Origin of the sequence: Streptomyces sp. NPDC051555 (assembly GCF_044454405.1) — a bacterium.
GTDB lineage: Bacteria > Actinomycetota > Actinomycetes > Streptomycetales > Streptomycetaceae > Streptomyces.
This window is the reverse complement of the sequence record NZ_JBITDP010000001.1, coordinates 799,602-814,382: the sequence shown is the minus strand read 5'-3', so window position 1 is coordinate 814,382 and position 14,781 is coordinate 799,602. Positions and strand designations below refer to the sequence as shown.

At 74.2% G+C, this 14,781-nt stretch carries 12 protein-coding genes; 4 read left to right on the top strand and 8 right to left on the bottom strand.

From position 1 onward, the window contains the following. Window positions 1-73 precede the first annotated feature (73 nt). From ACIBEA_RS03475 to ACIBEA_RS03465, 3 genes are all read left to right on the top strand, one after another. Window positions 74-1,696 carry a lantibiotic dehydratase C-terminal domain-containing protein gene (locus ACIBEA_RS03475; RefSeq protein ID WP_399257433.1) on the top strand — a complete coding sequence of 541 codons (1,623 nt, stop codon included), beginning with the start codon at window positions 74-76 and terminating at the stop codon, window positions 1,694-1,696. Window positions 1,697-1,856: 160 nt separating this feature from the next. Further along, window positions 1,857-2,315 (top strand): hypothetical protein, encoded by a 459-nt coding sequence (locus ACIBEA_RS03470; RefSeq protein WP_399257431.1) that lies wholly within the window; start codon window positions 1,857-1,859, stop codon window positions 2,313-2,315. 143 nt (window positions 2,316-2,458) lie between these two features. After that, window positions 2,459-3,670 (top strand): acyltransferase family protein, encoded by a 1,212-nt coding sequence (locus ACIBEA_RS03465; RefSeq protein ID WP_399257429.1) that lies wholly within the window; start codon window positions 2,459-2,461, stop codon window positions 3,668-3,670. 86 nt (window positions 3,671-3,756) lie between these two features. Here ACIBEA_RS03465 and ACIBEA_RS03460 read toward each other — a convergent pair whose 3' ends face one another. Both ACIBEA_RS03460 and ACIBEA_RS03455 read right to left on the bottom strand, forming a co-directional pair. Then, window positions 3,757-4,161, bottom strand: a complete 405-nt coding sequence (locus tag ACIBEA_RS03460) for a hypothetical protein (RefSeq protein WP_399257427.1) — start codon at window positions 4,159-4,161, stop codon at window positions 3,757-3,759. Window positions 4,162-4,184: 23 nt separating this feature from the next. Further along, complete coding sequence (locus tag ACIBEA_RS03455) at window positions 4,185-5,558, bottom strand: MFS transporter (RefSeq protein WP_399257925.1); 1,374 nt, start codon at window positions 5,556-5,558, stop codon at window positions 4,185-4,187. Window positions 5,559-5,737: 179 nt separating this feature from the next. On the opposite strand from ACIBEA_RS03455, the gene ACIBEA_RS03450 reads away from it, so the two are divergent. Next, complete coding sequence (locus tag ACIBEA_RS03450) at window positions 5,738-6,628, top strand: helix-turn-helix transcriptional regulator (protein ID WP_399257425.1); 891 nt, start codon at window positions 5,738-5,740, stop codon at window positions 6,626-6,628. 49 nt (window positions 6,629-6,677) lie between these two features. Here ACIBEA_RS03450 and ACIBEA_RS03445 read toward each other — a convergent pair whose 3' ends face one another. The 6 genes from ACIBEA_RS03445 to ACIBEA_RS03420 form a co-directional block, all read right to left on the bottom strand. Continuing rightward, window positions 6,678-8,489 carry a serine/threonine-protein kinase gene (locus tag ACIBEA_RS03445; protein ID WP_399257423.1) on the bottom strand — a complete coding sequence of 604 codons (1,812 nt, stop codon included), beginning with the start codon at window positions 8,487-8,489 and terminating at the stop codon, window positions 6,678-6,680. Window positions 8,490-8,541: 52 nt separating this feature from the next. Further along, the gene (locus ACIBEA_RS03440; protein WP_399257421.1) at window positions 8,542-9,258 is read right to left on the bottom strand and encodes a hypothetical protein; all 717 of its coding nucleotides are present in this window, start codon (window positions 9,256-9,258) and stop codon (window positions 8,542-8,544) included. Window positions 9,259-9,410: 152 nt separating this feature from the next. Further along, complete coding sequence (locus ACIBEA_RS03435; protein ID WP_399257418.1) at window positions 9,411-10,688, bottom strand: VWA-like domain-containing protein; 1,278 nt, start codon at window positions 10,686-10,688, stop codon at window positions 9,411-9,413. After that, entirely contained in the window at window positions 10,685-11,956 is a 1,272-nt protein-coding gene (locus ACIBEA_RS03430) for an AAA family ATPase (protein WP_399257416.1), read from the bottom strand. The genes ACIBEA_RS03435 and ACIBEA_RS03430 overlap by 4 nt, the downstream gene beginning before the upstream one ends. A 72-nt stretch (window positions 11,957-12,028) precedes the next feature. Next, window positions 12,029-13,405 carry a hypothetical protein gene (locus ACIBEA_RS03425; RefSeq protein ID WP_399257414.1) on the bottom strand — a complete coding sequence of 459 codons (1,377 nt, stop codon included), beginning with the start codon at window positions 13,403-13,405 and terminating at the stop codon, window positions 12,029-12,031. A 209-nt stretch (window positions 13,406-13,614) separates the two neighbouring features. Further along, window positions 13,615-14,700 carry an amidase domain-containing protein gene (locus ACIBEA_RS03420; RefSeq protein WP_399257923.1) on the bottom strand — a complete coding sequence of 362 codons (1,086 nt, stop codon included), beginning with the start codon at window positions 14,698-14,700 and terminating at the stop codon, window positions 13,615-13,617. Window positions 14,701-14,781: the final 81 nt, after the last annotated feature.

The following is a 14,781-nucleotide window of genomic DNA, read 5'->3' as shown; positions in this document are numbered from 1 at the left end:
TCCCCGCACCCCTGACCCCCGCCCGCCCCACCCCCGCTTCGTCGCCGAGCATCGAGCACCGAGGAGAACCGCCGTGCCGTCGTCCACCTCCGGTCCCGGACAGCCCTGGTCGACCCTGCACTTCTCCTTGCGGACCGCACCGGGAGCCGTCGACGAATTCCTCGTGCGGGAGGTCGCGCCGCTGTTGGACGGCCTCGTCCGTACGGGAGCGGCCACGGCCTGGTCCTTCGTCCGCGCGGACGTCGACGGCGGCCCGCACCTGCGGGTACGGCTGCGCGGCGCCGAGCCGGGCGCGGCGGCGGCGTTGGCCGGGTCCCCGAAGGTCGCGGAGGCAACGGAGGTGCTGGAGGTCACGGAGGTCACGGCAGCGGCCGACGAGGCGCCGGGAGAGGCGCTGGCGGCGTGCGCCTCCCGGATCGCGGTCGAGGTGGTCTCCGTGACCGGGCGCGGTAGCGGACGGCTGGCGGCGGCCGTCGATCTGGCGCACGCGACGGCCTGGGCCCTGGGAATGGATCGCTCCGAGAGCGCGCGGTGGCTGCGCGGGCAGGCAGGACGGCCCCCCGGGCCCGCGGCGGACGCGGCGGCCGGCGACACACCGGCCGACCAGGTGACCCGGCTGCCCGGGTCGGTCGTGCACGCGCAGGTGAACGCGGTCCACGCCGCGCAGCGCGAGGGCCTCGCCGGGCGGGCCGCGGCCCTGCGCGAGGACCTGGGGCGCGGCGTCGCCGCGGGCCCGGTGGCGCGGTGGGCGGCGGCGGTGCGGGAGGCGGACGAGCAGGAGGGCGGCGGGGGCGGCGCGCGGGCGCGGGAGGCGGTGTGGGCGGCGCGGCTGCACGACCTCTTCAGCCGGCTGGGCACGGCCCCCGACGAGGAGCGGGCCGTCTGCCTGCTCGCCGCCCACGCGCTCCTCGACGCGGGGCAACCGGCCTCGCACTTCCCCACGGGCCATCTGGCTCCCGACCGCCAGTACCTGGAGCGGAGCAAGTTCCGGATCGGCCGGGAGCACGAGATCGTCCCCCGCCAGGCCCCGCCGGAGGAGCTGCCCGCCGGACCCGAAGTGGCTCTCCCGGCCGGGCCGGTGCCCGACGTCTCGCTGTGGGCCGCCGTCACGGGGCGGCGTACGGTGCGGGGCTCGCTCACGGGGCCGCTGACGGCCACCGGGCTCGGCACGCTGCTGTGGGGCGCCCACGCCGTCAGCCACACGACGGGCGCCGACCCTCTGGTCCCGCACCGTCCCTACCCGAGCGCGGGGGCCCTCTACACGGCGGGCCTGCGGCTCTTCGCCCTCCGGGTGGAAGGACTGGCTCCGGGCACCTACCACTGCGTGCCCGACCGGCGTGCGTTGCGGCGCGTGGCGGACGCGCCGTCCCTCGACGAGGTCGAAGCACTGTCGGCGTACACCTCCGCGCCGCCGGACGACCCGCGCGCCGTGGTCGTGGACGAGGTACCGGCGGTACTGGGGCTCTACGTGGACCTGGGCCGCCTGCGCCGGCGGTACGGCCTGCGGGCGCTGCGGATGGGCCTGTTGGAGGCCGGGCACCTCGCGCAGTCCCTGCTGTTGACGGCATCGGCACTGGGGCTGGCGACGACCCCGCTGGGCGGCTTCCGCGACGACCTGGCGCACGAGCTGTTCGGCCTGGACGGCCTGGACCAGCCCCTCCAGTACCTCCTCCCGATCGGCCGCCCCCCGGCATGAGCCGTGGTCCACATGAGCCGAGGACCACGGGGACGCTCGTCGCTCCCGCGGTCGGACGCGCCGGATACCCGCTCGCGCCGCGCGCCCCGCGGTGGGTACCGTACGCGGGCCCGCGGGGGGACCGCGTGGAGCACGTCGTCATGTACCGGGGGGACACGCGATGAGCACGGAGAGCAGCGGGACACCGGAGCCGGTGTGGCTCGTGTCGGCGAACGTCGTGTGGTGGCGGCGGTACGGGGCCGGCGGTCAACAACTGCGGAGCGGGACCAAGTCGTTCAGAGGCGGAGCGAAGGTGTACGTGAGCGCCGTGCACTGGGGGCCCGGCGCTGACAAGATCACCGTCATCGGACGCGAGCGGCACACCGGACGGTGGATCGTCATCGACATGGCCACCCGGAACCTGCACAGCTTCCGACCCCGGTTCGTGCACACGCCCAGGGTGTTGGAGCGCTTCCACGCCTCGACGCGCCGGCCCGCATGGGACGCCGAGTTCGCGGCCGGGGCGGCCACCTCGCTGGAAAGGGTCGCGCGCGAGTACCGCGCCGAGGGGTGGCGGGGCTCCGAGCACCCTCCGCGCTGCCTGTGCCACGCCTGCCTGACCGGCGAGCCGAAGGCTTAGGTCAACGGGCGGAACCGGCCACGCCGGGCTTCTTGAGTGGTCCACGAGCGGCCGCCGGTACAAAGAGCGCTGTACCTCCCCTTCAGGGCTGGGCCGCACCACGCCGGATGCACCGCAGGACCACATCCCAGAACGGAAGCCCCATGGCCACTGACCACATCACCACCGGTTCTGCGCCATCGCGGACGAGAGCGGCGGCTCCCCGCGAGCGCGCCGCACCGACCGCCACGGAGGCCGTCGCACCGGAGCGGCCCCGCACTCCCCGGCTGGACTCCCTCACCGGTCTGCGGTTCCCCGCCGCGCTGGCCGTCTTCGCCCACCACGCCTTCCTCCCCATCCCCCCGCTGCGGTTGCTGGGCGACGACGCCACCGAGGAGCGGCTGGCCGGCTGGTTCGCGCAGGCGGGCGGGCTGGGCGTGTCCTTCTTCTTCGTGCTCAGCGGCTTCGTGCTGACCTGGTCGGCCCGGGACAGGGACACCACGACGGCGTTCTGGCGGCGCCGGTTCGTCAAGATCTACCCGACCTACCTCGTCACCTGGGCGCTCGCGCTCTCCCTGTTCGCGATGTACTACACCTCCGCGGGCGTCGCCGTCGCCAACCTGTTCATGGTCCAGGTGTGGTGGCCCCAGTACATGACCAACTTCAGTGTGGACGCCCCGAGTTGGTCACTCGCCGTGGAAGCGGTCTTCTACCTCTGCTTCCCGATGCTACTGCGCGCCTTCCGACGCATCGACCCCGCCCACCTGAAGTACTGGATCACCGGGGCGATCGCCGCGGTGGTGGCCACCCCCGCGCTCGCGTACGCCCTCTTCCCGAGCGACCCGCGGATCCCCAGCGGTCACGAGAGCTCGGTCTCCCAGTACTGGTTCAGTTACGTGCTGCCCCCGGTCCGGATGGTCGACTTCGCGCTCGGCATCCTGGTGGCGCTCGCCGTGAAGCACGGGCGTTGGCGCAACATCGGCATGATCTGGTCGAGCGTGCTGCTGGCCGGCGGGTACTGGCTGACCTTCCACGTGCCGTACCTCTACGGCCAGCGCGCCGCGATGATCCTGCCGATCGTGCTGCTGATCGCGGCCACGGCGACCGCGGACATCGAGGGCCGCACCAGCCTGTTCCGGGGCCGCACGATGGTCTGGCTGGGCGAGATCTCCTTCGCCTTCTACCTGCTGCACTACATCACGATGTGTTCGCTGCGCTGGGCGCTCGGCGAGGACCGGATGTACTCCCTGCCGATCACCCTCGCGATGCTGGCGGGCGTGGGCGTGGTGACGGTCCTGATGTCCTGGGGGCTCTTCGCCTGGGTCGAGAACCCGCTCGTACGGCGCTTCGGCCGCTCGCGCCCCGCGAAGACCTGAGGGCGACCTCCCGGCCGGCGCAGCGGCCGGCCGGGACGTCCCGGGGAGGCCCGCGGCCCGCCTCCGCACCGCCGCACCGCACCGCGTCAGGGCATCTCGTCCGGGTCGCAGCTCGCCCGGCGCAGCCCGATCGTCCGCAGGGCGCGCATCAGTCCGTCGGTGTCCCCCTCGCGGACCACGTGTACGGCGCCCTCCTCGGCCCGCGCGGCCAGCGCCCCGAGGACCGCGCCCGCCGAGGTGCGCAGGACCACTCCGCTCGGCGGGTCCAGGGCGCGCACCCCGTGGAAGACGTCGAGCACGTCGGGGTCGCCCCCGGGACCCGCGGGCAGCGCCAGGACCGTGATGTCGGGGAGCAGGACGCGGGCGTGCGCGAGCGCGACAGCGGGTGCCTGGGCATGGGAGATGACCTGGAAGTGCGGATTGCTCTGGATCCGCGACCGCAGCCGCTCCAGTTCCGCCCCCTCCGGTACGCCCACCACCAGGACCGTCATCACAGTCCCCATCCTCCGTCCGGTCAGCGCATGGCGCGCGGCAGGCGCAGGCTCAGCAGGCCCGTCAGCGCGACCAGACCCAGCTGCACGAGCAGGGTGACGGCGAGGGCGTCGCGCATCCCCATGGAGGGGGTCAGCGCGAGGAAGAGGCTGCCGAGGGTGGCCACGCCCAGGGCCAGGGCCGACTGCTGGGTGGTGACCATGACGCCACCGCCCACCCCGGCCCGGTCGGCGGGTACGTCCGAGAGCATCAGCCGCATCAGCACCGGCAGCTGGAGGCCCTGACCGAGGCCCGCGAGGGCGACGCCGGGGGCGAGTCCGACGATGCCGAGGTCGGGCCAGTCGCGCAGCACGGCCAGGAGCAGCAGGCCGAGGCCGACGGCCTGGAGCACGCCTCCCGCGGTGACCACGCGCGTGCCGAACCGGGCGACCAGGCGCGGGCCCGCGAGCGAGGCCGCGAAGAACGAGAGCGCCATCGGCACCAGGGCCAGTCCGGCAGCCACCGGCCCCATCCGCAGGCCCTGCTGGAGGACCACGGCGATCACGAACATGAATCCGCTGAAGCCGATCGAGAAGGGGACGACCATCACCAGCCCCCGGCGCAGCGAGTCCAGCCGCAGCAGGCTCGGCGGCACCAGCGGGACCCGGCCGAGCCGGTCCAGTCGGCGCTCGGTGAGGTAGAAGGCGGCGGACGCGAAGGGGAACACCCCGAGCGAGACCCAGGTCCACAGCGGCCAGCCGGTCGCCCGGCCCTCGGTCAGCGGCAGCAGCAGCGACACCAGGGACAGCGCGAGCAGCAGGGTGCCGGACACGTCGACGGAGGCGGGGCGCTCCGAGCGGGTCTCGGGCACCGCGCGGGCCGCGAGCACCAGGCCGAGGAGCACGACCGGCACGTTCACCAGGAACACCGAGCGCCATCCGGAGCCCGCCACGTCGGCGGCGACCAGGACGCCGCCGAGGATCTGCCCGGCGACCATGGACAGCCCGGCGGTCGCCCCGTACAGGCTCATCGCCCGGGCCCGGCGGGGTCCCTGGGTGGTGGCCTGGATGGTGGCGAGCACCTGCGGCAGCATCAGCGCGGCCGCGGCGCCCTGGGCCACGCGCGCCCCGACCAGGGTCCAGGCGGTGGGCGCCAGGCCGCAGGCGAGCGAGGTGAGGCCGAAGGCCGCCATGCCGATCAGGAAGAGCCTGCGCCGACCGGCCATGTCGCCCAAACGACCGCCGAGGACGAGGAGGACGGCGTAGGCGACGCCGTAGCCGCCGACGACCAGCTCCAGCACGGCGGGACCGGCCGCGAGGTCGGTGTCGATGGCGGGCAGGGCCACATTGACGATGAAGAAGTCGATCAGGGGCAGGGCGGCGCCCAACAGCACCGTGAACAGCCCGAGCGGGGTCATCGCCGCGGGCCCCGAGGGGTCCGGCGCGGTGGCTCGGGGGGAGGGGTGGGTCGTCGTACGTACCGTCGTGTCGCTCACGACGGAGACGATCCTCCTGTCGGAAGCCTGGTACCAGAGTCTCTTTATCCTGGTACCAGGAGCACCTGGAAACGGGATGGGGGATGCGGCACCCTGGGACCATGACCACTGTGGCTCCCGATACGGACGTGCGCCGGCACGAGCTGGCCGAATTCCTGCGCAGCCGGCGGGAGCGGATCGCCCCGGAGCAGGTGGGGCTGCCGCGCGGCCGTCGTCGGCGCACGCCGGGGCTGCGCCGCGAGGAGGTCGCCCAGCTCTCCGCCGTGGGCGTCACCTGGTACACCTGGCTGGAGCAGGCCCGTGAGATCCAGGTCTCCCAGCAGGTGCTGGACTCCCTGGCCCGGGCCCTGCTGCTGGACGCCAGCGAGCGGACGCACCTGTTCGCGCTGGCCGGGAGCCCGGACCCGACGCCGCATGCAGCCTGCCCGATCGTCACGCCCGCGCTGCGGGCACTGCTCGACCAGCTGGGCCCGGTGCCCGCGGTGGTGCAGAACAGCCGCTACGACATCCTGGCGTACAACGCGACGTACGGGCGACTGCTGTGCGACATGGACCGGGTGCGGCCGGAGGACCGCAACTGCATGTGGCTGGCCTTCACGAACGAGGAGTGGCGGGCGGCGGTGGTCGACCGCGCGGAGGTGAACCGGGTGATGGCGGCCAAGTTCCGGGCGTCGATGGCGGAGCATCTGGCCGAGCCCGCCTGGAAGACGCTGCTGGGGCGGCTGGAGGCCGCCTCGGCGGAGTTCCGCGAGGTGTGGGCGCGGCACGAGGTGGTCGGCCAGGGTGGCAGGGTGAAGCACATCCGCAATCCGCTGGTGGGACTGCTCAGCCTCGAACACACCAACTTGTGGCTCGGGCCGGCGACCGGTGCGCGACTGATCACCTACACGCCATTGGACGAGGAGACCCGCGGGCGCCTGGAACTCCTGGAGCGCCTCGCGCCCGCCGGGGCCACCGCGGCAGCCGTGCCCGCCCTCGCGGGGCGGGGCTGACCGGGCCGGTCCGCGGTGGGCGGCCCGGACCCGGTAGCCGCGCCGGCGCTCAGCGCTCCTTCGGGTCGTCGGCGTTGCGCCAGACCGTCAGGTCGACGGTGATGTACTTGCTCGGGTCGTTCGGGCCCGACTTGCCCTGGTAGGTGGCCACCGCGATGTGCCCGGCCTTGCTCAGCACGCAGATCTGCGTCCCCTTGCCGAGCTGGTCGAGCCCGACCTTCTCGGTGTAGCGGGTCTCGCTGCGGCAGGTCTCCAACGAGCCCTTCTGCGAGTTGTTCAGCACGACCAGCTTCCCGTTGGCGCTGCCGAGCTTGTCGTCCCCGAACATGCTGTCGCTGTAGTAGTAGAGGTCGCCCTTGCCGTACATCACGCCGCCGCTGTGGTCCTCGGCCGGGGTCGGCGGGTTGTCGCCGAGCATCACCGCGTAGTTCCCCGTCACGTCGATGCCCTCGTACGTGGCGGGTTGCGGGTCGGTCCGCTTCTTCGGCGAGGCCGAGGAGCCGCTCGTGCCGGCGGCGCCGCCGGACTTCGTGCCGTCGGACTTCGCGTCGCCGCCCTTGCCGCCGGTGTCCGGCAGCAGGTAGCCGATGAATGCGAGCCCGACGATCGCGCCCACGACGGACCCGGCGACGATCAGCCCGGTCCGTCGGGGGCGGGGCGCGACCGGCGGGTAACCGGTCGGGTGGGTGGGCGGCGGGGTGGGGTAACCCGGCCGGTACGCCTGCGGGTTGTGGTAGCCCGGCGGCGGGGTCTGGTAGCCCGGCGGCGGCCGGTAGCCGGGCGGGAGCCCCGGGGCCGCGGGGATGCTCGGCGCGGCCTGCGTCGGCGCGGCGGCCACCGCGTGACCGGTCGGCGCGTACGGGTGCGCGCCGCCCGGGGGCGGGGTGTGCGGGGAGTACTCGGTCGGCGTCGGCGCGACGGACGGCTGCTGCGGGGGCGGGGTGGGCGCGGGGGCGGGGAGTCGCAGCCGCTCGGTGATCGAGCCGGCGACCTTGCGGGGCAGCCAGTCCTCCCCCTGCCGCAGCGGTTCGGGCGAGATCTGCTGGCACAGCTCGATGATCTCGGTCAGCGCGGGACGCGCGGCGGGGTCGCGGCTGAGGCACCGGGTCACCAGGGGCCGCAGCTCCTCGGGCAGCCCACTGAGATCGGGGTCCTCGTGAACGATCCGGTACAGCACGGCGTGTGACGGACCGTCACCGAAAGCGGGGGCGCCGATCGCGGCGTAGGCCATGATCTGGCCGAGCGCGAAGACGTCGGTCGCGGGGGTGATCGTACCGGCCGAGGCCTGCTCGGGCGCCATGAACGCGGGGGTGCCGACGCTGACGCCGGTGCTGGTCAGGGCGGTGGTGTCGGCGGCCCGGGCGATGCCGAAGTCGATCACGCGGGGGCCGTCGGCGGCGAGGAGCACGTTGGCGGGCTTCAGGTCGCGGTGGACGATGCCCGCGCCGTGGATGACGTGGAGGGCCTCGGCGACCCCGACGGTCAGCAACAGCACGCTGCGCAGCGGCAGTGCCCCGTTCAGGGCGACGGCGTGCGCGAGCGAGGGGCCGGGCACGTAGGCCGTGGCCAGCCAGGGCTGCTCGCCCTCGGTGTCCGAGTCGATGACCGGGGCCGTGTACAGGCCCTGCACCCGCTCGGCGGAGCGCACTTCCTGCTGGAAGCGCCGCCGGAACTCGGGGTCTTCGCCGAACTCCGACCGGATCACCTTGAGGGCGATGGGGCGACCACCGGGCGTGTACGAGAGGTACACCTTGCCCATGCCGCCCGCGCCCAGCACCGCGGCGAGGCGGTAACCGCCCACCACGACCGGGTCGTCCGCCTTGAGCGGTTGGAAGAACTCTGCCGAAGGCGTACTGCCCATGATCAACCCATCCCCTGCCGGCGGCGCTTCAGCCCCTGCCGAGGCCGCGAAGTCAACCGCGAGCGTACCCAATGCCGGGGCCGCCGAGGGCCACGCGCAGGGCGGGGTCCACGGGCTCGTCGAAGGTGGTGGCGAGGTGGCGCAGTTCCTCCCGCCGTTCCGGGTCCCCCCGGCCGGTCAGGGCCGTGGCCCAGGCCACCCGGTCCGCGGCGGCGATGCCGGCCGTTTCGTGGAAGAGCGCGTACAGGGCGTACCAGCGGACGGCCGCGTCGTCGTCCTCGGCGAGTTGGAGCAGGGCCTCGACGACCCGGTCCTGCGTGCGGTCGGGATCGGCCAGCGCGGGCAGCGCCGCGGCGACCCCGAAGCGCACCGCCTGCTCCGCGTGCGACCGGTGACCGAGGACGAGGTCGAGGGTCTCCCGGGCCTCGTGGTAGCCGAGGACGGAGAGCATGCACCCGAGGACCCAGTAGTCGGGTTCGCTCGGCAGTTCCGCCACGACGACCGCGATGGTCTCCGTGCGGAAGGGCCGGCTGCCGTCGGCGGCGCGGGGGCCCAGCTCGCGCAGGACCCGTGCCCCCAGTTCGCGCTGCGCCGGCTCGTCGTGGGCCAGCAGGCCCGCGGCCCGCTCGAAGACCTCCCGGGTGGGGCGGTCGAGCAGGAGCAGCAAGTGGGGTGCGGGCCCCTCGTCGCCATCGTCCCGTTCGATTTCGACCAGGGCGCTCGCGAACAGCTCGTCCGTGGACGCGCCGGCCCCTCCGTCAGCCACCACGCCCACACACCTCTCCCCCGCTTCCCGACGGCCACCGGACGCCGGACGAACGACCAGTATGCGACGGCCCCGCCGCCGGTGGTCCGGATTTTTGGTGGGCCCAGGGGCTGTCCGGGCGGATGTCCCGCGGGCGTCGCGGCGCCCGGCACGCGCTACCCGATGGTCACCACGCGCGCCCACGGGGGCGGTGTGTCCGGCTCGTAGTCGGGGTTCTCCTCGTCCATCGACCCGTCGCGCGCATCCCGGGGGAAGAGGCCCACCACCGTCCGGCACGGCGGAGGAGTCGCGGGCCAGGGCGTCTGGCCGTCCGTCAGCACCACGATGACGTCGGGGCGGGGGCTCGCCCGCAGGGCCGCGGCGAAGCCCGTGCGCAGGTCCGTACCCCCACCGCCGACCAGCGCGATCCCCTCGGCGCCGCACAGCGCGTGCACGGTACGGGCCGCCGCGTCGCACGACACCACGGTCACCAGGTCCCGACGGCCGCCCACCGCACGGGAGATCGCCGCGACCTCCAGCAGCGCGCCGCCCAGTTCGGCGTCGCTGACCGACCCGGAGGTGTCGATGACCACGCAGACCCGCGGCGGCCTGCGGCGCAGGCTCGGCAGCACCACCCCGGGCAGGCCGGCCGAGCGCCGCGAGGGGCGGCCGTACGTGTAGTCCTCGCCCGCGCCGGAGCCGGCGGCGGCCGAGCGGACCGCCGCCCCCAGCAGCTCCCGCCACGGCAGCGGCGCGTGGAAGACCTCCTCGGCCCAGCGCCGCCAGCTCTTGGGGGCGCTGCCCGGGCGGCCGGTGATGCCCTGGGCCACGCGGAACCGGACCGCGTCCCGTTCGTGCTCGGTGAGGCCGTGCGCGCCGTCCGGTCCCAGGTCCCATGCGCGGTCCGACCCGTCGGCGCCGCTGCCGCAGTCCAGCCAGACCATGCCCTGCGTGAGCGGCCCGAGCCCGAACTGGCGGAGGTAGTCCTCCATCAGTTCCCCCGGAGCGAGCCCCAGGGTCCGGGGCAGGACGGCGCCTTCGGGCTGGACCAACCCGTCCCCGAACACGTCGTCGTTGATCTCGCAGTCGGCGGCGATGTTCATCCGCAGCCGTTCCCCCGGGCCGCTCAGGCCCCGCTCCCGCGCGACCCGGTCGCTGCGCCCGTGGTGGTCGCGCAGCAGGTGCGAGACCTCGTGCACCCAGACCCCGGCCAGTTCCTCCACCGGTGTCCGGGTCACGAACGCCGGGGAGACGTAACACCGCCAGTGCCGGTCGACGGCCATGGTCGGCACCCGCCGCGACTCCACGACGTGCAGGGCGAACAGCGCCGTCGCCACGTAGGGGCGGACCCGCGTGGCGTGCAGCCGGGCGGCGTAGAGCTTGTCGAGGTCCAGGGCTCGCGCAGCCTCATATGCGGGCGGCGCGCTCGGGGCGCGTCGCGCGCCGCCGCTCACCAGGACCCGCCGGACCGCGTCGCGGCAGCGGCCCGGGCGCTCGCGCGGTCCGCCCGGCGGGACAGCGACACGGCTCCGGCGAGCCGCTCGATGGAGGCCGGAACGTCCCACTCGTCCCGGCGCAGGGAGGCGAGCGCGGTCGCGGGGACGACCACCAGGTCCGGCGCCCCGGTGTCCAGCGCCTTGACCAACAGCTCCCACGCGGCGTCCCAGCGGGGCTTGTCGGGGCGCACCCGCACCGCCTCCACCACCGCGTCGAGGCAGGCCTGGCGCAGGTCCCCGCGCTGCGGGAGCTCGGCGCCGGCCGGGTCGGCGAGCAGGGTCTCGGGGTCCGGCAGGTCCATCCGGTCGATGCCGGCCAGCAGTTCCAGCCCCGGACCGTCGCCCACGGCGCCGCGCACCAACAGGGAGAGCACCTCGCGGGAGGAGCCGGCCGCGGTCGCGAAGGCGACCAGGGACAGGGTCATGTCCCAGCTGCGCGGGGACGGCCAGGGGCCGCCGCGGCGCGCTTCGTTGCCGGGCAGCCGGTGCACCAACGCGGGGCGGGCGGCCAGGAGTCCGCACACCGCGCGCCGGGCGAAGTCGACCGCGTGCGGCAGCCGCTCCGGGTCGAGCCGGGGCAGCGTCGCGCGGGGCCAGGTGCCGCCGAGTCCGCGGACCACGACCTCGTGGTCGTGGGTCCACTGGAGGTGGACGAACCGGTTGGCCAGCGGTGGGCTCAGTTCCCACCCGTCGGCCGCCGAGGCGCGCGGGTTGGCCGCGGCCACGATCCTCACTCCGGGCGGCAGTTGCAGTGCGCCGATCCGCCGCTCCAGTACGAGACGGAGCAGGGCGGCCTGCACGGCCGGCGGCGCGGTGGACAGTTCGTCCAGGAACAGCAGCCCGCGCCCGGCCCGGACCAGGCGCACCGCCCAGTCGGGCGGGGCCATCGGGACGCCGTGTCGCGCGGGATCGTCCCCGATCACGGGCAGGCCGGAGAAGTCGGACGGTTCGTGGACGCTGGCGATGACGGTGGTCAGCGGAAGGTCCAGGGACGCGGCGAGCTGGGTCAGGGCGGCGGTCTTGCCGATCCCCGGCTCGCCCCACAGGAGGACGGGGAGGTCGGCCGCGACGGCCACGGTCAGCGCCTCCAACTGGACGTCCGGGCGCGGCTCGGTGGTGGTGTCGCGCAACAGGGCGAGCAGTTCGGCCGCGACGTCGAGCTGAGCAGGCACGGAAGCGGGGGCGGGCGCGGGCGCGGGCGCGGAAAGGGGCATGGAAACGGGCATGGAAAGGGTCATCCTTCATCACCTGTGCAGCGTCGTGAGGGGGGGGACGGTGGGACGGGGTGGTCCCCCGGTTCAGCGAGTGGTCGCCCGCCGCGGCCGCGTACGGGCGGCGGGCCGGCGGTGGGCCGCCGGGAGGAGGCGCCCCGGGGCCGGGTCCATCAGGCCCGCCCGGTACAGCCCGTACGTGATCCGCCGGTCGGCGGCCGCTTCGAGTTCGTCGCGCAGGGGGCCGCCCCGCAGCAGGGCGTCGGGCCCGAGCAGGCCCTCGACGACGGCCAGTGCGCCGGCGGTGTCCCCGTGGTCGAGGCGTTCGCGTACCCCGGCGAGGCAGTCCGGGCGGCGGTGGGCCAGGTCGATCTCCCGCAGGCAGGGCAGCGGCGTCCCGGTCAGCGCGACCAGTAGTTCCTCCCGCCGGATCTCGGCCGGGTCGTGGTCGAGCGGGGCCAGGACCCCGTCGACCAGGCCGATCCGGTGCCGGGCCCCGCGGCAGTCCACCAGTCGCGGCGCCGGCGCCGGCGCCGGACCGCTCGGTCGCGCGGCCGACGGGTGGCCCGGTACGAGCGCCGGGGCGACCAGCGGGTGCAGCCGGTCGGCTCCGATCAGCCCGGCCGCGAGCAGCTCCAGGTCGGGCGGCACCCAGGTCGACGCGTCGGGCAGGAGCGGCGGCTCGACCGTGCCCCGGGCCTCTCCCGCGTCGCGGTAGCGGTATCCGTGGTGGTGCCGGTCCGGGTCGACGTACAGGTCCAGTCGCTCCCGCGTCCCGAGCCGGACCGTGACGGTTCCGGTGGACCGGCCCTCGGCGCGCAGCAGGATGCCCGCCTCGGCCGCCCACCGGTGCGCGGCCCAGGGTTTCCCCGGCGGGAGCGGACCGAAGGGGTCGGGTTCCCCCGCGAGCGGACCGACCCCGGAGCGGATCCGGAAGTCATCGGTCCGCCGCGCGTCCCAGAGGTGCCGGTGCAGGTCGAGCCGGAAGCGCGGGTGGGGTCGGGCGTGCGGGTGGCGGCGGACCGCCGCGTCGGAGCCGTGCGGATCCCAGAGCGCGAGGCCGATCCGCTGACCGGCGTCCGCCCAGGCGGGCGGGGTCCGGGCCACGAGGTGCAGGGTGCGGGGGCCGTCGGGTCCCGTGGCCTCGTACCGGGCCAGGGCCACGGTCAGTCCCGGGCGCAGCAGTCCGTCGGGGGCGACCCGCGGCAGGTGCCAGCGCAGCAGGTCCGGAGCGAGGTGGCGCAGGTCGGCCCTGATGCGGGCGGCGAGTTCCCTGCCGTGGGCGCGTGCCACGTCGCGCGGCCGGAGGTCGACGTCGACGTTCGCGGCGGCGCAGGCGGCGGCCCAGTCCCCGGCCAGGCGGCGGGCGGTCGCGGTTTCGATCATGGAGGGCGGCACGGCGTACTCACGCACGCGCAGCCAGCGGGCAAGGCGGGAATTCCCGGTCGCGGTGTCGGTGGGCATCAGCACTCACCTTGCGCGGACGGGTCCCCCGATCTCTGCATCGTTTCGGTGATCATCGCGGTGAGCGTACCGCTCTCCCGCCGGCGTCCGCCAGGGATTTGCGGCCCGGGATCCGCGGGCCGGGTGTCGTGCGTCACGTCCCACCCCCGTCCCGACGGACCACCCCCGTCCCGACGGACCGGCCAGCGGCCCGCCGGGACGGGGACCCGTCAGGTGCGGTAGGCGAAGTACACCGCGTTGGGGTACGAGGCGATCAGGCTCGCCAGGGACTTCCGGTAGGTGTTCGTGGAGTGGTACGTGAGGTAGGGCGTTCCCGCGCTGCTCCGGTACGTCACGATCATCGAGTGGTCCTTGGACCCGTCCCGGTTGAAGTCCATCTGCAGGATGTCGCCGACGTCCATCTGGTAGACGTAAGCCAGGTTCGGAGCACGGTTGTTGGAGTTCGTGAACCATGCCCACTCGTTGGCGCCCGCCCAGGAATCGGTCTGGAGGGAGCCGTCGTACCACCAGTTGCGGTAGTCCGAGGTGGTCCCCGAGACGTTCTTCCAGCCGCCCGCCTTCAGGGACTGGCTGATGAAGTTGGTGCAGTCCCCGCCGGCTCCGTTGAACTGCCGGTACGCCGGGTTGTAGTTCTTCCAGTACTTCTCGGCGTAGGTGGCCATGGCCGCGTAGTCGTACGCGCCACCGGTCTTCGCCTTGGGCTTGGCCGGCGCGGGGTACTTCGTGGACGCCGGGGTGCCGTCGGGGTAGGTCTGACCGTCGTCCTTGACGACGGCGGCCTTGGCCGGGGTCGGCTCGTTGACCGCGACCGGGCCGTTCTCCTTGGAGGCGATCGAGGTCAGCTCCCAGGCGCCGCCCGGCTTGCCCACGAGGTTCAGCTCGTAGCGCGTACGGAAGCCGGTCGTCGTCGGCTCGTCACCGCGGACCTTCTTGTAGGTCAGGGTGGTCTCTTCGGTGACCTGCACGACCGCCTTGCCCTTGGTGACCGTGGCCTTGTCCACGGAGACCTTGGTGTCGGCGGCGCTGTAGGCCTCGCCCAGCGCCTTGAGGCGCGTCTTGCGGGTGCGCAGCGACGAGAGCGCTTCGGTCTCGTCCTTCTGCAGCTGGGGCGACATGCGCGTCTTCTGGCCCGAGGTGGCGGGGCGGTGGCCCGGCTGTTCCTCGACGAGGGCCTCGGTGCGCTGGGAGAGCACGTCGTCGGCTATGCGGGCGAAGGCCTTCATGTTCGCACTGTTCGAGGCGTGCGTCTGAGGGGCCTCGCTCGCGGAGGAGGAGGGCAGGAATGCGTACGACATGACTGCGGCCAGAGCCACGACGCCGATGGCGGCGGGTCTGAACGTCTTTGGTATCACAATAGTTCCCCTTGTCACCGGTCC